This is a genomic window from Yeosuana marina (assembly GCF_011762485.1).
GTDB classification, from domain to species: domain Bacteria; phylum Bacteroidota; class Bacteroidia; order Flavobacteriales; family Flavobacteriaceae; genus Yeosuana; species Yeosuana marina.
In genome coordinates this window covers 29292-54269 of the sequence record NZ_JAAKGI010000005.1, presented here as the reverse complement: position 1 = coordinate 54269, position 24978 = coordinate 29292, and the positions used below count along the sequence as shown (strand labels likewise).

Below are 24978 nucleotides of genomic sequence, written 5' to 3'. Positions count from 1 at the left end.
ATAGATTGTGATAAATGTCAGCTAAAGTCCTAAATTAAATTAGTTACTTTACTGTAATTATAGCACATTGTAATTATGCTTCATCCAAAATTAGTCCATCCAGAAAGTATTGTTGTTATAGGCGGTTCAGATAATATTCAAAGTCCCGGAGGAAGAGTTTTAAAAAACTTAATTGAACATAAATTTAAAGGCGACTTATTTGTTGTTAATCCAAAACAAGACAGTGTTCAAGGCATTAAATCTTTTAATAATGTTGAGGTAATACCAAAGGTAGATTTGGCAATCATTGCAATCCCAGCACACTATATTTTAGAACCCATAAAAATACTTACTCAACAAAAAAACACTAAGGGATTTATTATTTTTTCTGCAGGTTTTGGTGAAAAAGATGCTCAAGGAGCCTTTTTAGAAAAAGAAATAGTCCAATTGATTGATGAGGTAGGTGGAAGCCTTTTAGGCCCCAATAACATAGGTTTAATTAATCAGCATTATGCTGGTGTTTTTACAAGGCCTATTCCTAAATTAAGTGAGTCTGGAGTTGATTTCATATCTGGTTCAGGCGCTACAGCGGTATTTATCATGGAAGCTGCTGTAGGTATGGGCTTAACGTTTAAAAGTGTTTATACGGTTGGGAATAGTGCACAAATAGGAGTGGAGGAACTATTAGAATTTTTAGATGAATCTTTTGATTCTAAAGTAAATTCTAAAGTCAAGCTTCTCTATATTGAAAGTATTAAAAATCCAATTAAGTTTCTGAAACACACGAGTTCACTCATTAAAAAGGGTTGTAAAATAGCCGCTATTAAAGCAGGCAGTACAGAAGCCGGAATCAAAGCGGCGTCATCTCACACGGGAGCTTTAGCTACTTCAGATGTGTTTATCGATGCCTTATTTAAAAAAGCAGGAATTATACGTTGTTTTGGACGAAATGAACTCATTACGGTTGCAGGTATTCTTTTGCAGAAAGAAAGTATAGGAAAAAATATTGCTATCATTACGCATGCAGGAGGACCAGCGGTGATGCTTACTGATGTTTTATCTAAAAATGGTTTAAAAATTCCTTCCTTGAAAGGATCCAAAAGCGAAACTTTATTGGAGGAATTATTTGATGGTTCATCAGTTGCGAATCCAATTGATTTTTTAGCAACTGGTACTGCAGAACAACTTGATATCATTATAGATTATTGCGACAATCAGTTTGACAATATAGATGCTATGGTAGTGATTTTTGGAAGCCCAGGATTAAAACCAGTTTATGATGTTTATGACGTTTTAAATAAAAAAATAAAGACTTCTAAAAAGCCAATTTATGCGATATTGCCATCCATTATTAATGTTCAGGATGAAATAAACCAATTTATATCCAAAGGGAATATTGCTTTTTCTGATGAGGTATTGTTTGGAAAGGCTTTAGCGTTAGTTTATAATCAAAAAACAACTGAGTATAGTGATGAAGCGTTTACTATTAAACCTGATAAAAGCTTAAGAGATATCATAGACGGGTTACCTGATGGATATATGCCAACAGATGTCGCTATAAAAATATTAAGTTATGCTGGTATAGAATGTACTTCTTATAACACGGTAAAAAATAAGGAAGAGCTTTTAATAGTCTCAAAATTGTTAAAGTATCCTGTAGTTGAAAAGGTCATTGGCCCATTACACAAATCTGATGTTAATGGTGTTTTGTTAAATATTTCAAATGAAAAGGAATTGATAGAAGGGTTTTATAAATTAATTACAATAAAAGGAGCACAATCTGTTTTAATTCAGCCAATGATTAGCGGTATGGAGCTATTTGTTGGTGCTAAACAAGAAGGCAGTTATCCACCTATTGTACTTTGCGGACTTGGAGGTATTTTTGTTGAAGTATTAAAAGATGTAAGTGCTAGTATGATACCTATTTCTAGTAAACAAGCTCTAGAAATGATTAATAGTTTAAAAGCATATCCTATTTTAAAAGGCATCCGAGGACATAAGGGCATAAATATTGAGGCTCTTGTAGAAACCATTGTCAAAGTTTCCAATTTACTTAGTATAGCTCCTGAAATTACGGATTTAGATATTAATCCATTGTTAGCATCTGAAAATAAATTGATTGCAGTAGATGCAAGAATTTGTATAAAAAGAGGGTAAATTAATTTTTTGTTTCAAAACTTGAAGTGTGTTTTTTTAAAATACGTTGACGTTCTTTTTTAACCACAGTATCTTTTTTCATACTCCATAAGGTATCACTCGCTTTTTTTCTAGTTTCTTTTATATCAACAATAGGATATGGATAATCTACACCTAATTTAAAATTATGGAATGCTTGGTCTAATTCTGTCATTAAAAATGGTTGATGCGCGAAAGACACTTCTAAATGCTTTAATTCGGGCACCCATTTTTTTATAAATGTAGCTTCTGGATCATGTTCTAAACTATTTTTTATGGGATTATAAATACGTAGCATGTTTATACCGGTTTCCCCAGCTTGCATTTGTAACTGCGGAAAATGAATACCAGGTTCAAAATCCAGAAACATTTGCGATAAATGGGTTGTAGCTTCTTGCCAAGGCTGCCACAAATTATGGGTAAAAAAAGAAACGATTAAGGCGCGCATTCTAAAATTTAAATAGCCTGTTTCTTTAAGACATCGCATGCAAGCATCGATAATTGGAAATCCCGTTTGACCTGTTCTCCACGCTTCTTGATACTCTTTAGAAATCTCTTTTTTAAGTTTATGAAACCCTTTATTGATGCTGGCTTCTTCCATGGTGTGTTCCATTTCAAACTTTTGTATAAAGTGACTTTGCCAACGTAATCTGGACATAAATGCGTCTAAAGACTTTTTATTTTCAGCAGTTCCCTTTAAGTGATACGCTTGATGATACACTTCGCGAACTGATAGATTTCCCCACGCCAGATATGGCGAAATTCTGCTACATCCTTTTCTGGACAATTCTGGTTTTGAAATGTGCAGCATATAGTTTTGATATCGACCGTCGAAAAATGATTTCAAGTATTTTAAACCAGTGGTACGGCCACCTTTTTGAAAATGTGAGTTCGGACTGGTTTCTAAACTTAGAGTATCAAACTGGGTTTCTATGTTTTCAATCTCACTCATGGTTAACAATTGATTTTCTGCTGGCTGAAATGATAAGGGTTCAATTTCAAAAAAAGCATTACATTTTTCAATCCATTGTTCTCTGTCTTTAAGGCCCCGTTGTACACCGTTATTGATGTTTTCGTTCCATGTAATTTGATTGTTTTTACAAAAACGACTGAACGATTTGTCACGTTGATAGGTAATTAAAATCCCCGTTTCTTGATGTGAATAAATATTAGAGATTTGAAACTGATTTAAAAGTTGGTTTACAACAGCTATCATATCTGATTTTACAACTAAAACTTTAGAATTATAGTGTTTAAGTTGTTCGTTTAAATCGACCAAAGATTGCTTGATAAAGTTCCAGTGACGCTCACTATAATGATTGTCTTCTATAAGTAATTCTTCAAACACATAAAGCAATAAGATACGCTTGCCAGATGCTAATGCATTAAAAATGGCCTCGTTATCTTCTAAACGTAAATCACGTTTAAACCAAACAATATCTATAGGTTCTCTTTTAGTATTCATCTTGATGGTTTATAATATGTTGTGCTTTGTATTTTATTTGATGTAAATCTTCAGGTGTCATTTTGTCTAAAACACGGTACATCATCTTCATTCTAAAATTGTTTTCTAAAAAGGGTCTTTTATCGTCTAAAAAATTCCAGTATAAGCTATTAAATGGACAGGCATCCTCTTCAGTTTTTTTCTTATGGTTATAACAACATGAGTCGCAGTAATTACTCATTTTATGAATATAAGACCCCGAGGATACATACGGTTTTGTTGCAATTTTTCCACCATCTGCAAATTGACTCATCCCACGAGTGTTAGGTAATTGCACCCATTCTATGGCATCTACATAAATTCCAAGATACCAAGCATCAATATCGTCTGGATTAGTTTGAGTTAACAATGCATAATTACCAGTAATCATAAGACGTTGAATATGATGTGCATAACCATTATCGAGAGAATTGTTAATGCTCTCTTTAAGACAATTCATTTTTGTGTGTCCTGTCCAGAAAAAATCGGCGAGTTTATTGGTGTTATCAAGGGCATTTTCTTTTTTAAACTCTGGCATTCTTGCCCAATACATACCTCGCATATATTCGCGCCAGCCAATTATTTGACGAACAAAACCTTCGATTTGAGAAATATCAATGAGATTCTTGTTTTTGTGGTAGTAATTAGTAGCTGTTTTAATCACATCTTTTGCAGAAATCAATTTAAGATTCATAGCGAACGATAGTCTTGAATGAAAAAGATACGCTTCGCTGGTATGCATAGCGTCTTGGTAGTCTCCAAAATGAATCAATAATTCTTCACAGAAAAATCGTAACTGTTCTAATGCTTGTTTTCTACTAATAGGATAAGCAAAAGTTTTAGTTTTAAACTGCCCTATGGTCTTAATATTCGTTTTTTTTATATCATTAACAACATCTGAAACATCATTTTCAAAATATTTATAAGATGGAATTATGTCGTCTTCCTTCCATTTATTTCGATTGCTTTTATCGTAATTCCATGTACCGCCTTCGGGTTGATTACCAACCATTAAAACATCATGTTTTTTGCGCATATATCGGTAGAAATTCTCCATGAGATATTGTTTCTTTCCTTTAAAGAATTGAGCTAAATCATTTCTTTTTGTATAGAAATGTTCGGTTGAATATATGCCAGATTCTATTGAAAGTGTTTTACAAAACGTATCTAATTGGGTATCTAAACGATACTCATCTGGTTGTTGATATTCAAACCGTTGGATGCTGTGGTCGTTTATCAGTAACTTTAAATTATCAACTAGGTTCTGAGTGTTGTTAGCATCATTAATTTTGAAGTAAATAACCCCGTGGTTAAGAACTTTTAAATCTTTCGCAAATTGCCGCATTGCAGCAAAAAAACCAATAACTTTTTGAATGTGATGGACAACGTAATCTGTTTCTTGACGCATTTCAAAAAGGCAATACACAATTTCGTCATGAGGTTGTTTAAACCATGAGTGTTTTATATTAAGTTGGTCGCCAAGTATGAGTCTGAGAGTCTTCATTTAAAATAAGGTTTCTTGTAGCCATAAATTTTGAAACTTGTTATTGTAGTCATAACGTTCGGCTTGCAGTTTCACATTAAAAACTCTATCTCTGGGGTCGTTACCTACACCCGCAACATACATCCAGTTGCCATAATTGCTATGAACATCATAATCTATCAGTAGCGATTCAAAATAAGCAGCACCAATGCGCCAATCTAGTTTGAGGTTTTTTGCAAAATAAGAGGCTGCATTTTGTCGACCTCGGTTGCTCATCCAACCTGTTTTATTAAGCTCTATCATATTGGCATTTACAAAAGGTTCTGCTGTTTTTCCTAGCTGCCATTGCTTGATAGCAGATGCACTTAAATTCCAGTCATTAGCTTTTTTAAGAATTCCATCAATCTTGAAAATATCATTACCGTGTTTAAGCGATATGTATTTAAAATAATCTCTCCATATCAATTCGAAAATAAGCCAGTAGGTAGAGTCATTTTTAAAAAGCTCCTCTTCAAAACGTTTTACTTCCCAATAAATGGTTCTTGCAGAAAGACTGCCATTAGCTAACCATGGAGAAAATTTTGAACTAAAATCTTTTCCAACCAAACCGTTCCTGGTTATTTTATAAACACCTAATTTTTTAGTTTTAAAAAAATAGTCATGAAGCCTATTCAAAGCATTGGTTTCACCACCTTTAAAAGGAAAAGCAGATTGCGGATGAGTTTCAAAATCATCAAAACCTAGGTCGTTTAAGGTGGGAATTGATGTGTGCTCTGTTATGATATTGTTTTGATTTGTTTTAGAATGAGTCACACAACTTCGAACCTTAGCACTTTTTTCGACATGTTTTCTAAAATCTGTAAACACCTTTGGTATTTGATTAATCTCTATGGTAATGTCTTCTGGATGATATAGAAATTGATCATAATAGCTGAAAACAGTAACATCTTTTAATTGTTCTCTTACTGTTTTTAAAACCGAAACTTCTTCTTGTGTCCATTCGTTTTGAAGGTGAATTTCGGAAATAGCATAGGTTTCAACTAATTTTGGAATTATAGTCTCTGGATTTTTAAGATAGGTGAGGAGATTGATATTGAATTTAGAAAGGTTTTGTTTTAGATTGGTAACAGTTTCTATTAGAAATTTTGCTCGAAACTTTTCTGTTTTTTTAAATCCATACTTTGTAACTTTGAAATCTTTTGGATTGAAACAATATACGGCTATAATGTTATGGTTACTTTTTAATGCTCGCTCTAAAACTTCATTATCCTGAACCCTAAGATTTTTTTGGAACCATATTAATATGTTTTTAATTTGTTTCTCTTGCATTTCTCACTACAATATTTTACGTTCTCCCAGTTTAGTCCCCATTTTTTTCGCCAAGAAAAGTATCTATTACAGACAGGGCATAATTTTTCTGGTAGATCCTGTTTTTTCAAATTTTTATCTTGTTAACTTTTACTAATTGGTTAATCATACCTTTAAAAATAAACCCATGAAAAGGCAGGACGCTATACCAATATAAGCGTCCTCCAAGTCCTCTTGGTCTAAAGGTTGCTGTTTGTTTAAGAAGATTATCTTCAATTTTGAACTCTAACCAAGCTTCACCAGGTAATTTCATTTCGGCATAAAGCAATAACTTTTTTTGAGATTTATCGGCATAAATAACCCTCCAAAAATCTAAGGCATCACCAATGTTTAACTCAGTTTGATGCGTTCTGCCTCGGCGTAAACCAATACCACCAAAAAGCTTATCAAGATAGCCTCTAATTTTCCATAAGAAGGTACCATAATACCAGCCGGTTGTGCCTCCAATTGACCAAATTTTGTTTATGGTTTTGGCTTCATCAATAACCTTACGTTCTTTGTAATCTTTAAAACAACCGTATTTGGGGACATTTATATATTTATGAATACTATCTTTTAAACGACCACTACTTACCATAGAGTCTTTCCAGCTAGAAATAATACTATTTTGCTCAATTTTTTCAAAGGCTAATTCTACGGCTTCTTTATATGTAATAGGTGTAATTCCAATGATATCGTTAATGTTACTTGGCTTTCCAATAATCTCTACTCCCATACTATCTACTAAAGTTGAAGCGAGTTTATAAGATGTTGATGTAACAAAATATAGCCAGTAGGATGATAATTTAGGAGTCATTACAGGCACCGTGATTATATGTCGTTTTAATTTACGTATACCAGCAAATTGTAATAGCATGTCTTTATAGGTTAGTATCTCTGGACCAAAAATATCGTAAGATTGATTGTAGAGTTCCCGTTTTCCTTTGGCTTTTGATAAAAAGGTTAATACATCTCTTACTGCGAGCGGTTGTGATCTTGTATTTAACCATTTAGGAGCAATCATAACTGGTAATTTTTCAACTAAATCGCGAATAATTTCAAACGACGAACTACCAGAACCTACTATAATTCCTGCTTTAAATGTCGTTAACGCATAGTGTTTTGAAGCTAAAGCATTTTCAACATTTTTACGTGATCTAAGATGTTTCGATAACTTTTCATCATTGGTAATGCCACTTAAATAAATAACTTGTTTTGCATGCGTCGTTTCAATATAAGTTTTGAAATTTATAGCACATTGTTCTTCTAAACTTTCAAAATCTTTCGATGTGTTTGACATGGAGTGGATCAAATAATATACAACATCAATATCTTTTGGAATTGTTGTTAATGTTTCCGGATTTAGAAAATCGGCTTCAACAATATCAATGTGTTTTTCTTCAAAATAGCTTTTATCAGCACGTAATGTATCTCTAACAGCACAAACTACATCATGACCTTCATTAACCAAAAGAGGTATAATTCGTTTTCCTATATAGCCAGTAGCACCTGTAACAAGTATTTTCATGTGTTATAAGTTAAGGTTAAAAAGCTATATATCACCCAAAAGGCTTATAAAGCTTTTGGTCGCTGATATTCTAATCGTGTTTTTAAGCTTGGAATAGAATAACCATCTAATCCGTTAATAGTAGCAACGTTTGCTTTTGATAAATTAACGAATCCATCCTCTTCTAAAAGATTGTCTGCAATGTACAAGTCTTTAATTTCTCCAATAAGTAAAATGGTGTTATTTGCTTTAATAGCATATTCTTCTACATATTTCATGGCCATTTGTATGGGAGCGTCTTTAACAAAGGGAACGGAATAACCATCTTTATAAGCTTCTTCAAGAGAGGTTACATCAAATTCTGAAATAGATTTGTCATATTTAGCCGATGTATGATGTGCATCAATTAATATGGATTCATGAATATGATTGATTGTGAAATAACCAGTTTCTTTAATATTCTCATACGTATTCCTTATAACTGTTGTTGGTCTTAAAAAAAAACCAAGTAAGGCTGGACTTGAGCCAATATGCGTTACAGAACTAAAAACAGCAACATTCGAGATTCCTTGAGCAGATTTCGTACCTATAAGATTGGCTGATTTATATCCTGAACAACTATTGATGAGATTAATCTTATATAGATGTTGCATGTTATCAATATCAAATTGGGTAAAATGGGGCATAATTTTAAAGGTTTTTGAAATTATTGATTTTAATGTTTTGCGCTTTTAAGTCAAACATTAAATTATAAAGTCCAAAAAAGGTTCTGTTAATATATATAAAGTGTTTTGAACCTCTGTTGCCATTCATTTTTCGTAACTCGGTATTTTTTGAGTAGCGTTCTCCTAATTCAGCTATTTTGCCAAAAAAATTAGCATCAGAAAAATCAAAATACTCTTTATGAAATGGTTGAGTAAATAGACTTAACATTTCGTGAAACATATCTGTAAAAAAAGCTAGCTCTTCTTTTGAATCATCTTCACGAAGTATCTCTAATTCGTATAATTTAGAGACAAAATACTCGGGATTATTAATATTTTTTGTTTCAGCCAATTCAAAATAAGGTATGTAAAATTGATCAGGAATAGTTTTCATACAACCAAAATCAAGCGCTATTAATTCGCCTTTTTTAGAGATTAAAAAATTTCCTGGATGCGGGTCTGCATGTACTTTTTTCAATTTATGAATTTGAAACATATAAAAATCCCATAGAGCTTGGCCTAGTTTATTAGCTTTTTCCTGGTCTGTATTATAGGCTGTAAACTCAGAAAGATGCTCACCTTCCATATAATCCATAGTGATAATACGATCTGAAGACAACTCCTCATAATACTGCGGAAACAAGAGGTTGGAAATGTGAGAGCATGCCTCAGCAATTTCTTTACTTTGACTGATTTCCAACCTGTAATTTGTTTCCTCTAATAACTTTCCTTCAACTTCCTTAAAGTATTTATCAGAGTCTTTGCCTTTAATGTTAAACATACTCATTGCAATTGGTTTAACCATAGCAAGATCTGAGGCAATACTTTGAGCAACGCCAGGATATTGGATTTTCACAGCAAGTTTTTTCCCATCTTTTTCTGCAATATGAACTTGTCCAATACTTGCAGCATTTACAGACGTTGAGTTGAAGGAATCAAAAATATCATTTGGTGATTTACCAAAATAGTTTTTAAATGTTTTTAGTACTAACGGAGGCGATAATGGCGGCACAGAAAACTGTGCTAGGGAGAATTTTTCAACATAAGCCTGTGGCAAAATACTCTTTTCCATACTAAGCATTTGGGCTACTTTTAGGGCACTACCTTTTAGTTGCTTCAAGCCATCGTATATATCTTCTGCATTATTTTTATTAAGACGCTCTTTAGCCTCAATTTCAGTGCTAACAAGCTTGTCTCCGTAATATTTTAAATAATTAACACCCACTTTAGCACCTGTCGATACTAATTTGGAGGCTCGTTGAATTTTAGAAACAGGAATACTATCTATGGTTTTCATGTAAGTGTAATTAGTTCATGTGCATTTTTTCTTTGAAAAGAAACTTTCCAAAATCAATAACACTTTTCAATGGTGCAATATTTAAAATATCAAAACTTGTATTAACAGATTTTTCAATAAAAATATCTGTTTTTTCAAAGCTAGCAGAAGTGTCATCTAACCAAAATTTTATGGTTATTAGTAATTGTACCCATGCAGATTCTTGAAGAGATTTTACTTGAATTTTTTCTATTTTATCGTTTTTAATATCTAAAGTTTCTATATCAAGATTTGCTATGTATTTAGCAAAGCTTTTTTTAAGTTCACTTAAAGACATCAGAGCTGTTAAATCCTTATTGTGAGATTTTAAAGCATATACAACATAGCTTCTGTTGGCAGTTAAGTTTTCGAAAAATGTAAAATAAAAACTCAATAGTTTGTTTCTAGCATCAAACGATTGATAGTCTTCACTAGCATCTAATACTTTGATTGTATTATTAAAAAAGGCTTTAAATATTTCTTTTTCAATAGCTTCAAATGAGGCAAAATGATTGTAAAATAAGGATTCTTCAAAATTATTATTTTTAGCAAAAACGTAAACCGATTTTGGTTTTTCGTTGTGTTCCAATACATAATCCATATAATATGATAGAATGTCGCTCTCTGTAATTGTTTTCTTTTTTGCCATGATATAAATATTATGAAACAAAAATACGAAAAATGTTTAACATTATTTAAAAAAGATTAAACAAAATTATATTTAAAACAATAGCATCATTTTTAATACAAGAATAATTAAGGTAATATGGTTAGTTTTTAATTATTAAAAATATTACACCAAGAAATTAACGAAGATTACTCAATTATTTGTGCCTGATAAAAAGTGTTATCAAAAACGACTTTCTTTAAAAACACAAAGGTTTGATAAAAATCGTCTGTTGGGAGATTAAAAATATCGTGACCTCTATCTTTGTATGTATAAAACATAAAACTAGAATCTAAAGCTTTTAGCTTTTCAACTATTCTGTTTGAGCCATCCATAATAAGAAAACCTTTTTCTGTTGGGTCACAGAAATGATGTGAATCTCTGTCATATGGTATTATTTGATCTTTGTTTCCATGATAAAAAACACCAGGAATAGTGTTAGTTATCAAATCACTATTCAGACAAGCTCCAGATATGGATATAACTGCAGCTGGTTTAATATTTTTATAAGTTTCATTCTTTGGTATTAACAAATCTCTGTTATAGGTAATATTTAGAACTGTTTCGGCTCCTGCACTTAACCCAAATAAAATAATTTTAGACTCATTAATTAAAAAATCCTCTTTATATTTAATTAAATAAGCTAGAGCACTAAGTAAATCTTCTCCAGCCTCTGCATAAATAGTCATTTCTTCATCCAAGGGTATATTACAACTAAATACTTTGTTCTTGCTTAAGAGAGAATAGTCAATTGAAGCAACAACATATCCTTTTTTGGTTATGCTTTCAGCTAATGAAACCAATGAGTAATTATTTCTTTCTCCACTGGTAAAACCGCCACCATGAACAATTACAAAAAGAGGTCTATTAGTACAATTATCATTTTTTGGTTCATATAGGTCAAGCTTTAAAGTATCGCTATTTCTAATAGAATAATTATATGTTTTTACAGTAATGTTATCAAAAACAGTATCGATATATCTAGTTTGTGAAATTACCAGAGCGCTCCAAGAAAATATAAAAAATGTTACTATCTTGTTAATCATTTGAAGGTTATTGAAGCATTATAATAAATTTGAAAGTTTTAAAATATTATGAAAAATTATGATAATATTTATTAGTAGTTTATAGCAACAAGAATTCCAAGATAGTGAAAAAATACAAGCCAAATCTATAAGAAAGTCTATATTTAATTTAATACTGAAAGAGTATCCAGATTTTAACTTAAAAAGTATTATTTCAGTTTCAGAGCTTAACCATTATCGACAAAAATATATTGCAGAATATTTAATTCACGAAGTTGGAGAACTTAATGAACTTGAAGAGGATGTTTTAAAGACTTTACAAAAACATGAGACTATTACAGATAAAATTGGTGCGGACTCGGATGCTACGAATTTTACCTTTGGTCAAAGGCTCGCAGACAAAATTGCTTCCTTTGGAGGTAGTTGGAAGTTTATTATACTATTTGGAATTTTTATAGCTGTATGGATTTATTCAAATATTATATTTTTAGTGAATAAGGGTTTTGACCCATATCCGTTTATTTTATTAAACCTAATCTTATCCTGCTTGGCGGGGTTGCAAGCTCCTGTTATTATGATGAGTCAAAACAGACAAGAAGAAAAGGACAGAGAGCGTTCTAAGCAAGATTACATGATTAATTTAAAATCTGAACTAGAAATAAGGATGTTGCATGAAAAAATTGATCATTTAATTATTCATCAACAGCAAGAACTTTTAACAATTCAACAGGTACAGGTAGAAATGTTAGAAGACATTATGAAACAAATTAATTTAAAGGAATGATTAAATATTTGTAAAATGTAAAAAAAAATCGATATCATACCTTATTTTTTATTATTTTAAAAGCTACTAATTAAATTAACTTAAAAACATGAAAAAACTAGTATCATCAATTCTATTGCTAACCATATCATTTATGGGGTATTCACAAATTGAAACACCACAGCCAAGTCCGTTTGCTAAATTGGAGCAAAAAGTAGGCTTAACAGATGTTACGCTTGAATATTCAAGACCTTCTATGCGAGGCAGGACTATTTTTGGGGATTTGGTTCCTTATGGTACATTATGGAGAACAGGCGCTAATGCGAATACAAAAATCACATTTAGTGATGATGTAAGAGTAGACGGACAATCATTGGTAGCTGGTTCTTATGCTCTTTATACGATTCCAAATGAGGAGTCATGGGATGTTATTTTTTATTCTAATACAGAAAACTGGGGTACGCCTCAAGTATGGGACGATACTAAAGTGGCTGCTAAAATTACAGTTAAATCGTATCCACTTCCTTTTGATGTTCAAACCTTTACTTTAGATATTAGTAATCTTACCAACGGAGGTGCTACTTTAGATTTAATTTGGGAAAAAACGTATTTAGGAATTCCATTTACAGTCCCAACAGATAATAAAGTTTTGGCTAGTATTAATGATGTGATGAGCGGAACACCAACGGCAAAAGATTATTATGCTGCTGCCGTATATTATTCTGAAGAGAATAAAAATATTGAAAGAGCTAAGGAATGGATAGACAAAGCAATGTCTATGACTGAAAAACCAGCGTATTGGCAATTAAGACAACAATCTTTAATATATGCAAAATCTGGAAACAAAATGGAGGCTATTGAAATAGCTAAAAAATCATTAGAAGGGGCCAAAGAAGCTGGTAACGCTGATTATGTGAAAATGAATATGGACTCTATAGAAGAGTGGGAGGGTATGTAATTTATCGATAAATCCAAAATTTTAAAAAAAAGCGCAACATTTGTTGCGCTTTTCTTAGTCTTCATCTTCTAGAAAGAAAATATCTTCTAATGGTATTTTAAACAGTTTAGCTATTTTAAGAGATAAAACTGTAGACGGTACATATTTGTTTTTTTCCATGGCATTTATAGTTTGCCTGCTTACACCTATTTTTTCAGCTAAATCCGCTTGCGTCATATCATGAATAGCACGTTGTACTTTTATGTTATTCTTCATCACTTCTGGATTTTAATTTTAAAAAGTTAAAACGGATAATAAAGAAAATTAAAGGAGTAAACATATTAAAAACCAAAACATGAAAATAGGCCAAATCATAAATAAACAAAGTGATAAATAGCAATACAGCATAGTTTACTATTATGGCCCAAACAAGCGAATCTTTGCGCAACTTATAAATAAATTCATCTTCAACTTTCTCTTTTGAAAATCCAACAATAAGCCCACCAATTATGATAGCAATTGTAATAAGTTCATCAATAATACTATTCTTTTGAATGTTAAAAAGAGACAGTTTGCCATCAACGGTAATGTTGAGTCCGTCATAAATTGAAAGTACTTTTGTAGTTAAAAGATTAGTTTCATAACCTCCAAAGGCAAATATAATCCCAGAAATTATACCCACAATAAAAAGTATCCAACCTAGTGTTTTATACTTGTTTGGTAATAAATAATTTGTTTTCATAACTGTTCGTTTTAATTTGATTTATGTGATTGATAAATCAAAAGTAAAACAAACTTTACATATAGACAAATAAAATTAACTAAAAGTAATAAAAACCATACTTTTAATATTTTAGCTTGATAAGTTCTCTAACGTCGTCAAGTGTTTTGATAAGTTGTTCGCTAAATTCAAAAGACATGATATCACTTTCAGTTTTGCCGTCTCGAAGTAATTTATTAAAATGAATCGTTTCAAAATTGTAACCAATAGTTGTATAACCAAAATCTTTTATATTTTCTTCGCCATCAATAAGTATTGAAACTGTAGTTGGACAATGAAATTGTCTGTTCACTTTAATAGTGGCTTGTTCGCAATAGAAAATAGCTTCGGTAGGTAAGTCTTCCAAAAGTGAACTTTTTAGAGTTGCTGTAACGTCATTGTCGTAATAGAAAGTCATATCACAAGATGAGTCCGTTTTATTATCAAAAAAAGTGGCATGTGCTTCCTTTTTTTGAGCGACTCCTAATGTTGACAACGCTGAAAAAATAGGGTAGATACCTATATCTAATAGACTTCCGCCACCAAGCGATTTCCTAAATAGTCTGCTGTCGTTATTAAATTCACGAAAAAAACCAAAATCAGCTTCTAATTTTAAAATGTTGCCATATGTTTTGTTTTTCAAGGTTTCCAATACATATTGATAATGCGGAAGAAAATAAGTCCAAAGTGCTTCCATAAGGAGTGTGTTGTTTGCTTTAGCGCAGGCAATCATTTCATTGACTTCATCTGCATTCATGGCAAAAGGTTTTTCACATAAAACAGAGATTCCTTTTTCTAAACATAAAATGGTATTTTCTTTATGAAAAGCATGAGGTGTTGCAATATAAACAGCATCTACAAGAGGATCTGATGCTAAATCCTCATAGCTGCTATAGGCTTTTGTAGCATTGTATTTTGATGCAAAATCAGTTGCTTTTTCTTGAGCCCTGGATGCTACGGCATAAAGCTCAGAATCATCAATGGTCAGTAAGTCTGTTGCAAATTTATGGGCAATGTTTCCTAAACCAATAATTCCCCAACGAACCTTTCTATTTTGAAGTGATTTTTTCATTTGATTTTTTCATTATTTGGATTAAAGATGCAAAACTAATTACCAAGAAGCATCCAAAAAGGTTAAGCCATAAATAAGGCATCCAGTCATACCACCAACCAACAATTATGATTGCCTGAGTAATTAAAGCCGCTATAAAAACAGCATTCGCTTTTACAAATTTAAAGAAAAATGCTAGTAAGAAAATACCTAAGACATTTCCATAGAAAATAGACCCAATAATATTGACTAATTGTATTAAATTATCAGCTAGATAGGCTATGGAAGCGATTATAATGGCTAAAATACCCCAAGCTAAGGTAAACCACTTTGTAGCATTTAAATAGTGATTTTCATCCTTGTTTTTAACTATGGAGCGCTTATATAAATCCATGGTAGTGGTGGAGGCAAGAGCATTTAATTCACTCGCCGTACTCGACATAGCAGCACTTAAAATAACGGCCAATAATAAACCTATTAAACCTCGAGGCAGATTATTTAATATGAAATGAATAAATACATAATCCTTATCATTGGTTTCAACACTTATTACTTTATCTGAAGCCGCTTTTTGAATTAGAACTTTGGCAGCATCTCTATTTTCTTTATCAGCTTTATTGGCAAGAGCTATATCCTTGACATAGTTTTCATCCTTTGTTTCTATATATGAATTAATTAACTCTTGTTTATTATTGAATATAATATTTTGCTCATTTTCTAGAGCTTTATAATCTTGCGCATAATCAGAATTTAAAATAGTTTTTTCGGCAGCAGGATTAAAGTTAATAGGCGATTCATTAAATTCATAAAACACAAACACCATAACACCAACCAATAAAATAAAGAATTGCATTGGGACTTTGAGCAAGCCATTAAAAATTAATCCCATTTGCATTTCTTTAACCGATTTCCCTGAAAGGTATCGCTGTACTTGACTTTGGTCTGTTCCAAAATAAGAAAGCGCTAAAAACGTTCCACCAATAAGTCCGCTCCAAACCGTATATCTGTTCTCTAAATTAAATGAAAAATCTAAAATATCCATTTTACCACTAGCGCCTGCTATATCCAGAGCTTTGGTAAACGTGATATTTTCAGGTAAATAACTGATGATTAAAAAAAAGGCGATAAACATCCCAGTAAAAATAACAGCCATTTGATGTTTTTGTGTCATGCTTACAGCTTTTGTTCCTCCAGAAACTGTATAAATAATGACTAACACACCAATGATGATATTGAGGATATTTAAATTCCATCCTAATACGGCCGATAAGATAATAGCTGGTGCATAAATAGTAATTCCAGCGGCTAAACCCCGTTGTATTAAAAACAGCATAGCGGTTAAGCTTCTTGTTTTAAGATCAAACCTGTTTTCTAAAAACTCATAAGCGGTGTAGACTTTTAAACGATGATATAAAGGGATAAATACCATACAAATAATGATCATGGCGATGGGAACACCAAAATAAAATTGTACAAAGCCCATACCATCATTAAATGCCTGTCCTGGTGTTGATAGAAACGTAATAGCACTTGCTTGTGTTGCCATGACAGAAAGCCCTATGGTCCACCATTTAGCCTCATTACCACCTTGAATAAAATCATGTACATTTTTACTACCTCTGGTTTTCCAAGAGCCATAGCCAACAATGGTAAGTAAGGTGCCTAATAGTACAATCCAATCTAGTGATTCCATATATTAGAAGAGTTTCATTAATATATAGAATATTATAAAATACAATACATTAGCTATTAAAACGATGGTATAAAGACGTTTCCACGGTTTTTTATCTGTTGTATTGTTAGTCATTTTTAGTTCTTTAATTTAGCGTTATTTTTAATAGTATCTTTTCCAATTGAGAGCATATTGGCAAATAGGCGATAGGCACCAGGAACGCCTTCTGGAAACTCTCTAAAAAAGCTTAATCCTGTATAAATATAATAGCCTTTTCCGTATTTAGCAACCAACAAGCTTCCATCTTTAGGAGTTTCACCTTTATCGTGCATAGATAAAATAGGCGTGAATTTATCAGACCATTCGTCAGGAAAATACAAACCGCGCTCTTGTGTCCATCCTTCAAAATCTTCTGTTGTAATCTTGTTTGGATAGTTAAGGATGGGGTTGTCTGGATTTAAAATAGTCACTTCTGCATTTTCATCGGTGACTCTATCTCTGGATAATTGTAAATTATAAGGAGCTAATTCATCTACTTTCAATCTGGAATTTGTATTGTATTGTACAATCATATTACCTCCTTGTTTTACAAAATCAAATAGTATTTGTTGCTTATATTTTAAATCTTCAACGGTGTTATAAGCTCGTATGCCCACGACAACAGCATCAAATCTATTTAAGGTTTCTGCATTAATATCCTTAGGAGCTATAGTAACCACATTATAACCAATTTGTTTTAAACTTTCTGGAACAACATCACCAGCACCTTCAATATACGCAATATTATTTCCTTTCTTTTTAATGTTAAGCCTTACAACTTTGCTTTCGCTTGGAAGCAATACGGTTTGAAACGGAATGTGTTCATAATCGATTTCTATTAGCTTTTTTGTGTAGATATTATCACCAATATGAACCATTGGGGTTATGAAGCCTTCGCTTTGATTTTTTGGTGGAATAACAGTAAAAACAATGGTTTGATCTTCACCTTTATGACCTATTGAAATAGCTTGCTTCTCAGGATAGACATTCCAATCTTTTGGGTGTGAAATAGATACATAGCCTTCTACATTGTCTTTACCAGCCTTTACAATAACAGGAATTTGCTTTTGGGCATCATCTTCAAAAACAATAACATTTTCAGCAAATTTTGCAGAGACTTCAGGAATAACTACAAAGGGTTTGTAAGTTTCACCTTTTACAGGATCGTTGGTTTTATAAATAACAGGTTTTGATATGGTTATAGGTTCTCCATCAACCAACATATTAAAGTCAACAATAGCAGCAGGAGGAGTTTCAGGAAGGCCAATTAATTCAGGATTATTAACCTTGTACATTCCTAACGTACCTTTTTGCATCAACCAATAAGGTGCTGTAGGTTGTTGATTTTTAGAAATTTTTAAGGTGTCTTTAATGAAATGATCTTGGTTATTGCTTAGTTCCACATGTTCATTAATATTCTCTTTGTTTATTTTAATACTTTCTAAGACTATTTGAGTGTTACTTCTGTTTATGGCTTCAATAGTTAAGGGGATTTCTGAATTGGGCGTTGCATGGTTTGTGTTTGCAGCCGCTTCTAAATACAATCCTGCACAATCAGCAATAATATTTTTTATTTCTTCCGATTTGATAGTTTTCCAATGCTCATCTTCTAAATTTTGAATGAGTTTATAAGCTTTTACTAATTGCGGAATGGATGCAGATGGATTGGTGAAGTCATAATTTTTTTCAACATTAGTCAAGATATCTCCGATAGGTTTTCCTCCTTTTACACGATTCCAAGAGGTATCAATACCATCAAAAACATTGGACTTATCATTTGGTAAATCACCTTTTAATAATTCAAGATATTCAAGCTCTTTACCGCGACTACCAGTAGTGCCAAACCCTTGCGATTTGTGATTACTTCTACTTAAAGCCGCTATTTCTGAATTGCTTAACCCTTTTGAAGGATAATAAACACCAGTATCTATGCTTAACATATTTGTTTTATCTGCCTTGTCAAATTTTTCTTGACTTCCATAAAACCACCACGATGTGTTAAAAAATTCGCGTTGTGGTTGCCATAAACTTGTTTGTTTAAGTTGGTCTGGATACGCATCTGGATTGTTTGCCAAATCAAAGGCTTGAAAACTTAACATAGCAGAACTAGTGTGATGCCCATGCGTTGTACCAGGAGTTCTATGATCAAATCGATTGATAATGACGTCTGGCTTAAATTTTCTAATGGCTAAAACCACATCGCTCAATACCTTGTCTTTATTCCAAATACCTAATGTTTCTTCTGGGTCTTTTGAATACCCAAAATCATTGGCTCTTGTAAAAAACTGTTGACCACCATCTACTCGTCTGGCAGCTAACAATTCTTGCGTTCTAATAACACCTAAAAGTTCTCTAATTTCAGGACCAATTAAATTTTGACCACCATCTCCACGAGTTAAAGCTAAATAAGCAGTTCTTGCTTTTACTTTATTTGAAAAATAGGAGATAAGTTTTGTGTTTTCATCATCTGGATGTGCTGCAATATACATCACAGATCCTAAGAAATTTAGTTTTTGAATAGACTCAAAAATCTCTGAAGAATTTGGTTTATCTGGTTGCTGAGCTTGGTTTATTAAAGGAATAAAAAGGAGTAATAGTAGATAGAGTACTGGTTTTCTCATTATTTTATATTTGGAATTAACCAAATATAAAAAAGATACCAGCCAAGTAAGTGTTTTTAATGTTTCTTTAACGAAATTAAAACCATTTTTTCTTTTTAAAATAATAAAGCATTCCCAAGAATAAAACAATCATGACTCCCCACAAAATAAAATAAGAATATTGATAGTGTAATTCTGGCATGTTAGCAAAATTCATCCCATAAATTCCTGCAAGAAAAGTTAATGGGATAAATATGGTAGAAATAACAGTAAGCACTTTCATGACTTCATTCATTTTATTACTTAAAGTAGTCATATACATGTCCATAAGACCCCAAATCATATCGCGATAAATTTCAATATTTTCAGAAATTTGGATGACATGATCATAAACATCTCTAAAATAATGGATGGTTTTATCTTTGATAAAATTATTCTCATTCTTTTCAATCTTGCTAATAATTTCTCTTAATGGGAAGATAGCCCGACGAACTTTTAAAATTTCACGTTTTAAATCTTGAATTTGAATACTTATCTCTTCTTGTGAAAAACCGTTAAATAGATTGTCTTCTAAATCTTCAATTTTGTTACTCATGGTTTCAATAACCATAAAATAATGATCGGTTACCGCATCTATAAGTGCATACAACAAATAATCTGATCCTAATGTTCTAATACGTCCTTTGGCATACCTAATGCGTTCTCTTACGGTTTCAAATACATCACCTTCGGCTTCTTGAAAACTTAACACATAATTTTCACCAAGAATAAAACAAACTTGTTCATTAATAATTTCATCGTTGGCATTGTGATAGAGCATTTTTAAAACAACAAATACATAATTGTCATAGTCGTCTATTTTTGGTCTGTGCGAGGTATTTACAATATCTTCAAGGGTAAGTGGATGTAAATTATAGTGAGTTCCTATTTTTTCTATAGCATCAACATGATTAAGACCATTAATATTAATCCAGGTAACTGATTTGGTTGTTTTATAGTGAAAAACATCTTCAATGTTAGCGTGCGTTTTTTCATCTAGAAATTCTGAATTGTAATCAAAAGAGTCTATAAAAAGCTCTTGCGTTTCTTTATCACCTGTGTAAATAATAGAACCCGGACTTAATCCTAATTTTTTTCTGTATTTAGACGTTCTATTTTTGGGCATAGATAAGAGGTTAATAATTATAAATATAAGGATTTAATCATAGTCTTCTTCAATGGCATCCTTTTTAACGAGCGTTACCGCTTTTTGTAACATGAGATTGTTAGGGTATGTTACTAAATTACCATCATCTAATCGTAAATGAAGTTGAAAGGCACCTATATCTTCTATAATGGCTTCTAATGGAAAATCTTTATCGTGAATCATGATTTTGTCTCCTACTTTATACGGGAATGAAAAAAACATAATAACACCAGATGTGATATTGCTTAAAATAGACCAGATAGCAAATAAGCCAATTCCAACAACTGCAAAAACAGAAGAAAAAACAAGTGTAATTTGATTGGGTTCAACTCCTAATATAATGGCTTCAATAAGTAAAACAATTAATAGAAGCGTAACAGTAACATATCTGGTAATAAGATTTACTCTTGCAATATTAATACTACTACGTTTACCAATTCCTTTTATAATCTTTTTTAAAATAAAATTTAGAATGATAAAAAATAGAAAGAGAATTATTGTTTTAATAATTTCTAAAGAGTACAAATCGAATGCTGTTTTCATGTATTTATTTTATTGTTTTTAACGGTCACATACTTCTTGTATTACTATCATTTTTTGGTAATTAGCTTTTTTAGCATGCTCGTTTTATGGGTTTTTTAAATTTATTTCAAAGATACACTAACTCAAGGAAGTGATATATTTATAAAATGTTAATCTACTAAGTTGTTAAGAACTTGATAAACTATATGGACTGGTAACCCTACAACATTAAAAAAAGATCCTTCAATTTTTGTGACACCAATTTGACCAATCCATTCTTGAATACCGTATGCACCAGCTTTATCAAAAGGTTTATAAGTATCTATGTAATAACTAATTTCTTCAATTGCAAGCTTTTTAAAAGTTACTTGAGTAATATTATTAATTGTTTTTTGAGTTGTTTTGGTTGTAAAACAAACGGATGTAATAACCTCATGAGTTGTGTTACTTAATGATTGTAACATTTGAAACGCCTCTTTATTGTTTTTTGGTTTTCCCAAAGCCTCATTGTTATGCCAAACAATAGTATCACTAGTAATAAGAATATCACGTTCTGCTAGTTCATCTTTAAAGGGCAGTGATTTTAATTGAGATAGATAATCACTGATTTCAAAATGCCGTAATCTTTTTGGGTATTCTTCTTTTACAGGTTTTAAACGAATTTCGAAATCAATACCTAAATCTTTAAAAAACAAGTGTCGTCTTGGAGATCCCGAAGCTAGAATAATATGATAATCTTTGAGTTTTTCGTTAAGCATTTTAATGTGTTATAATTGGGTATAACAATAAGGATAACATACCAAAAAGCATAACTAATTTAAGCAGATTACTTATGCTATGAAAAGCCTTTTTTGTTTTTGCGGAAAATAGTTTAATACTTGTGTAGATAAGTGGACCAACTAAAAATATTAAAAAATAACCAACAGCAATGGGTTGTTTATACAAAGAGGTGTTAATGTAATAAATGATTATTAATAACGGGATTAACGATAACCAAAAAAGAACTTTTGAGGCACGCTCTCTACCAATAACAATGGGGAGCGTATGCATTCCTGTTTTAAAATCACCATCAACATCTTCAATGTCTTTTGCTATTTCCCTAAGAAAATTTAACATAAAAGCAAACAAAGCGTAGTCCAAAATAATTTTGAAAAACGTCAGTTGAATAGCTTGGTTTTGAGAGGTCATAGCAGGAATTAATTCAAATATTCCAACAATGATAATACTAAAAGCAACTAAGGCTGAAACAATAATATTTCCAATTAAGAAGGTTTGTTTTAAAAAGCTAGCATACAAATACAGTAGAATAGAAATAATAACAAATATTGAAAACAACTCACTCTTTCCAATTGAATTAGACACAAAAAAACCAATACCAACGCCTATAACATTAAACACAATAAATAGATTGTATGCCGTTTTTTCTGTAATGGTTTTACCAATAATTATTTGTTTTGGTTTATTGATAAAATCAGTTTCTATATCATAAATATCATTAATAATGTTACCAGCAGCTGCAATGCATATGGTAGCTAAAGCTAATAGTGAAAACTCAAAATGAGACAACGACATGTTTACGGCAAAAGGTTGTAATAAGGCATATTTAATTAGGTATTGAGCTAAAGCAATCATAAGAAGATTTTTCCAACGGATGAGGTTTATAATGCTTTGCATTGTAGTATGATTGGTTTATTATTTAAAAGCTTTAAATAGAGGTATGAACAAATAAAAATAAATGGCAATAGCAAGTAAAATGGTTAGGATAAATGTCACGACAAAAATCTTTATGGCCTTTACTTTTTCAGCTTTTCTTATTTTGTTTTTTATGTCTTCTTTTTCACCTTTACTAAGTTTATGGTGTACAAAGTTAAGTTGATGGTTTAAATGTGTTTCTTGGTCAAGTCGTTCTTTAAGTTCTGAAAATGGTTTTTTTGAATGCTGATTAAAAATATTTTGATTATTACCAAAACCAATATATCCAAAACCAGTGCTATGTCTTCTACTATGTCTTGTCATTAAACAATTTAATCATACTTAGCATCAAAATTTTTATGCCATTTTCCTTGTACTTTCAACACTTGTTCTACAACATCTCTAACAGCACCATAACCTCCATTTTTATGAGATACGTATTTAGATATGTTTTTTATTTCAGGCACAGCATCTTGTGGGCAGCATGGTAATCCTACGAGTTGCATTACTGGGAAATCTGGTAAATCGTCACCCATATAAAGCACATTTTCAGATTTAATATGGTGTGTCGTTAAGTATTCATTTAGTTGGTCAATTTTATGATGTGCTCCTAAAAAAATATCTTTTATTCCTAAGCCTTCTAAACGCATTTTTACACCTTCATTAGTTCCGCCAGTAATAATACATATGTTAAAACCCATATCGATAGCCGTTTTAAGGGCATAACCGTCTTTAACACTCATTCTTCTTAAAAGTCCGCCAGTATCTGTTACTTGTACTGTGCCATCAGTTAAAACACCGTCTACATCAAAAATAAAAGTAGAGATATGTTGTAAATATTCTTTATAGTTTTTTTCGTCCATGCGTTTGTTGTATAGAATCTGTTAATAGTTTGTAAATGTCTTTATGAGGAGAATTCTCCAATTTTTTTAAGTGCTTTTTTATGGTTTTTTTATCATTGCGCTTGGCTGGGCCTGTTTGGGCCATATAGGGAGATAAGTTTTGAACTTTGTTTGCTGTTTCAAGGATAAGCGGTTTTAAAATATCAAATTCTGTCCCGGTCGATTCTGTTATCTCATGCGCTATCCTGTATAATTGATTAGTAAAATTATTTACAAATACAGCTGCCAAATGTAAAGAACTTCTCTGCTCGCTATTTACTCTGTAACTCTTGCTGCCTATTGCTTCTGCTAAATGTTGCAGGGTTTTTAGATCGTTTTTATCTGTAGTTTCAATACAAATTGGAATTTTTGAGAAGTTTATCTCAGTATCTTTGCTAAAGGTTTGCAACGGATAAAATACACCACGATGATGTTTTTTATCTAAGTCAGCCAATCCAACACTACCAGACGTATGAACAACCAATTTATTCTCTACAGGAAGTTTTGATGAAAATTTAGCAACTGCATCGTCGCTAATAGCAATTAAATAAACATCGGCGTCTTTAAGAGATGATAAATCATCTGTAACTTCAACCATGTTTTTATAAAAATCAATAGCTTTTAAATCTCTATTAAACCATTGATTTACAACAACATTTTCTGCCTTATTAAAGGCTTTAAATAAATGTACGGCAACGTTGCCACCTCCAAGAATTACTACAGAAATCATAGTGCTAAAATAAGTAAGTAATGCGTTATATAAAAGCCTATTCATGTATCTTTGTTTACTATGAATAAAAACGATATAAGAAATAGGGAAGATATTTTTTTATTGGTTTCTTCATTTTACGAAAAAGTAAGAAGCGATACTGTTTTAGGATCTTTTTTTAATAAAATCATTAAGGATTGGGATGACCATATTGAAAGGCTTACAAATTTTTGGCAGTCTACATTGTTTTTAAAAACAAAATATTCAGGCAATCCGTTAGAGGCTCATGTGCAAGTAGATAAGGAATGTAATAATTCTATAACAGAATTACATTTTGGTTTGTGGCTAAATCTTTGGTTTCAAACTATTGACGAGCACTTTAAAGGCGATTATGCAGAAAACGCCAAATATCGTGCGAGAAAAATGGGCACTTTTTTATACTTAAAAATTTTTGAAGCAAGAAAAAATAATTAGTTAAAGT

General features: G+C 31.6%; 25 protein-coding genes. 4 read left to right on the top strand and 21 right to left on the bottom strand.

All coding sequences use genetic code 11. From position 1 onward, the window contains the following. Positions 1-75: 75 nt before the first annotated feature. A complete protein-coding gene (locus G5V56_RS07425; protein WP_166963427.1) occupies positions 76-2136 on the top strand; it encodes an acetate--CoA ligase family protein in 2061 nt (686 codons plus the stop codon). 1 nt (position 2137) lies between these two features. Here G5V56_RS07425 and G5V56_RS07420 read toward each other — a convergent pair whose 3' ends face one another. The 9 genes from G5V56_RS07420 to G5V56_RS07380 all read right to left on the bottom strand — a co-directional run bounded on the left by G5V56_RS07420 (position 2138) and on the right by G5V56_RS07380 (position 11706). After that, a complete protein-coding gene (locus tag G5V56_RS07420; RefSeq protein WP_166963425.1) occupies positions 2138-3619 on the bottom strand; it encodes a cryptochrome/deoxyribodipyrimidine photo-lyase family protein in 1482 nt (493 codons plus the stop codon). Further along, entirely contained in the window at positions 3609-5141 is a 1533-nt protein-coding gene (locus G5V56_RS07415) for a cryptochrome/photolyase family protein (protein ID WP_166963423.1), read from the bottom strand. Before G5V56_RS07415 ends, G5V56_RS07420 begins: the two co-directional genes overlap by 11 nt. Beyond that, a complete protein-coding gene (locus G5V56_RS07410; RefSeq protein WP_166963421.1) occupies positions 5142-6449 on the bottom strand; it encodes a DASH family cryptochrome in 1308 nt (435 codons plus the stop codon). Next, entirely contained in the window at positions 6419-6559 is a 141-nt protein-coding gene (locus tag G5V56_RS07405; RefSeq protein ID WP_166963419.1) for a DUF2256 domain-containing protein, read from the bottom strand. The genes G5V56_RS07410 and G5V56_RS07405 overlap by 31 nt, the downstream gene beginning before the upstream one ends. Then, complete coding sequence (locus tag G5V56_RS07400) at positions 6556-7995, bottom strand: SDR family oxidoreductase (protein WP_166963417.1); 1440 nt, start codon at positions 7993-7995, stop codon at positions 6556-6558. The genes G5V56_RS07405 and G5V56_RS07400 overlap by 4 nt, the downstream gene beginning before the upstream one ends. Before the next feature lie 44 nt (positions 7996-8039). Next, positions 8040-8660, bottom strand: coding sequence for a flavin reductase family protein (locus tag G5V56_RS07395; protein WP_166963415.1), 621 nt, complete (start codon positions 8658-8660; stop codon positions 8040-8042). A gap of 4 nt (positions 8661-8664) precedes the next feature. Beyond that, complete coding sequence (locus tag G5V56_RS07390) at positions 8665-9975, bottom strand: ABC1 kinase family protein (RefSeq protein ID WP_166963413.1); 1311 nt, start codon at positions 9973-9975, stop codon at positions 8665-8667. 10 nt (positions 9976-9985) lie between these two features. Further along, positions 9986-10642 (bottom strand): TetR family transcriptional regulator C-terminal domain-containing protein, encoded by a 657-nt coding sequence (locus G5V56_RS07385; protein ID WP_166963411.1) that lies wholly within the window; start codon positions 10640-10642, stop codon positions 9986-9988. A gap of 167 nt (positions 10643-10809) precedes the next feature. Next, a complete protein-coding gene (locus G5V56_RS07380) occupies positions 10810-11706 on the bottom strand; it encodes an alpha/beta hydrolase (protein ID WP_166963409.1) in 897 nt (298 codons plus the stop codon). Between the two features lie 112 nt (positions 11707-11818). On the opposite strand from G5V56_RS07380, the gene G5V56_RS07375 reads away from it, so the two are divergent. Next, complete coding sequence (locus tag G5V56_RS07375) at positions 11819-12469, top strand: DUF1003 domain-containing protein (protein WP_166963908.1); 651 nt, start codon at positions 11819-11821, stop codon at positions 12467-12469. An 88-nt stretch (positions 12470-12557) separates the two neighbouring features. Further along, positions 12558-13406 (top strand): DUF2911 domain-containing protein, encoded by an 849-nt coding sequence (locus G5V56_RS07370; RefSeq protein ID WP_166963407.1) that lies wholly within the window; start codon positions 12558-12560, stop codon positions 13404-13406. 54 nt (positions 13407-13460) lie between these two features. Here the strand turns inward: G5V56_RS07370 and G5V56_RS07365 are convergent, their stop codons facing one another. From G5V56_RS07365 to G5V56_RS07310, 12 genes are all read right to left on the bottom strand, one after another. Beyond that, the gene (locus G5V56_RS07365) at positions 13461-13661 is read right to left on the bottom strand and encodes a helix-turn-helix transcriptional regulator (protein WP_166963405.1); all 201 of its coding nucleotides are present in this window, start codon (positions 13659-13661) and stop codon (positions 13461-13463) included. After that, entirely contained in the window at positions 13651-14127 is a 477-nt protein-coding gene (locus G5V56_RS07360; protein ID WP_166963403.1) for a hypothetical protein, read from the bottom strand. Before G5V56_RS07360 ends, G5V56_RS07365 begins: the two co-directional genes overlap by 11 nt. Positions 14128-14230: 103 nt before the next feature. Further along, the gene (locus G5V56_RS07355; protein ID WP_166963401.1) at positions 14231-15217 is read right to left on the bottom strand and encodes a Gfo/Idh/MocA family protein; all 987 of its coding nucleotides are present in this window, start codon (positions 15215-15217) and stop codon (positions 14231-14233) included. Next, complete coding sequence (locus G5V56_RS07350; protein WP_166963399.1) at positions 15195-16889, bottom strand: sodium:solute symporter; 1695 nt, start codon at positions 16887-16889, stop codon at positions 15195-15197. Before G5V56_RS07350 ends, G5V56_RS07355 begins: the two co-directional genes overlap by 23 nt. Positions 16890-17005: 116 nt before the next feature. Beyond that, the gene (locus tag G5V56_RS07345) at positions 17006-19528 is read right to left on the bottom strand and encodes a PIG-L family deacetylase (RefSeq protein ID WP_166963397.1); all 2523 of its coding nucleotides are present in this window, start codon (positions 19526-19528) and stop codon (positions 17006-17008) included. Between the two features lie 76 nt (positions 19529-19604). Further along, on the bottom strand, positions 19605-20672 hold the full coding sequence (corA, locus tag G5V56_RS07340; protein ID WP_166963395.1) for a magnesium/cobalt transporter CorA: 1068 nt from the start codon (positions 20670-20672) through the stop codon (positions 19605-19607). 33 nt (positions 20673-20705) lie between these two features. Then, positions 20706-21236 (bottom strand): mechanosensitive ion channel domain-containing protein, encoded by a 531-nt coding sequence (locus G5V56_RS07335; protein ID WP_166963393.1) that lies wholly within the window; start codon positions 21234-21236, stop codon positions 20706-20708. A gap of 149 nt (positions 21237-21385) precedes the next feature. Continuing rightward, a complete protein-coding gene (locus G5V56_RS07330) occupies positions 21386-21973 on the bottom strand; it encodes a Maf-like protein (protein ID WP_166963391.1) in 588 nt (195 codons plus the stop codon). Position 21974: 1 nt separating this feature from the next. After that, positions 21975-22889, bottom strand: coding sequence for a geranylgeranylglycerol-phosphate geranylgeranyltransferase (locus G5V56_RS07325; protein ID WP_166963389.1), 915 nt, complete (start codon positions 22887-22889; stop codon positions 21975-21977). A gap of 18 nt (positions 22890-22907) precedes the next feature. Continuing rightward, positions 22908-23231, bottom strand: a complete 324-nt coding sequence (locus tag G5V56_RS07320) for a hypothetical protein (RefSeq protein ID WP_166963387.1) — start codon at positions 23229-23231, stop codon at positions 22908-22910. 8 nt (positions 23232-23239) lie between these two features. Then, positions 23240-23770, bottom strand: a complete 531-nt coding sequence (locus tag G5V56_RS07315; protein WP_166963385.1) for a KdsC family phosphatase — start codon at positions 23768-23770, stop codon at positions 23240-23242. Beyond that, complete coding sequence (locus G5V56_RS07310; protein WP_166963906.1) at positions 23751-24518, bottom strand: Rossmann-like and DUF2520 domain-containing protein; 768 nt, start codon at positions 24516-24518, stop codon at positions 23751-23753. Before G5V56_RS07310 ends, G5V56_RS07315 begins: the two co-directional genes overlap by 20 nt. A 60-nt stretch (positions 24519-24578) precedes the next feature. Between G5V56_RS07310 and G5V56_RS07305 the strand changes: the two genes are divergently transcribed. Beyond that, a complete protein-coding gene (locus tag G5V56_RS07305) occupies positions 24579-24971 on the top strand; it encodes a group III truncated hemoglobin (protein ID WP_166963383.1) in 393 nt (130 codons plus the stop codon). The last annotated feature ends 7 nt before the right edge of the window (positions 24972-24978 follow it).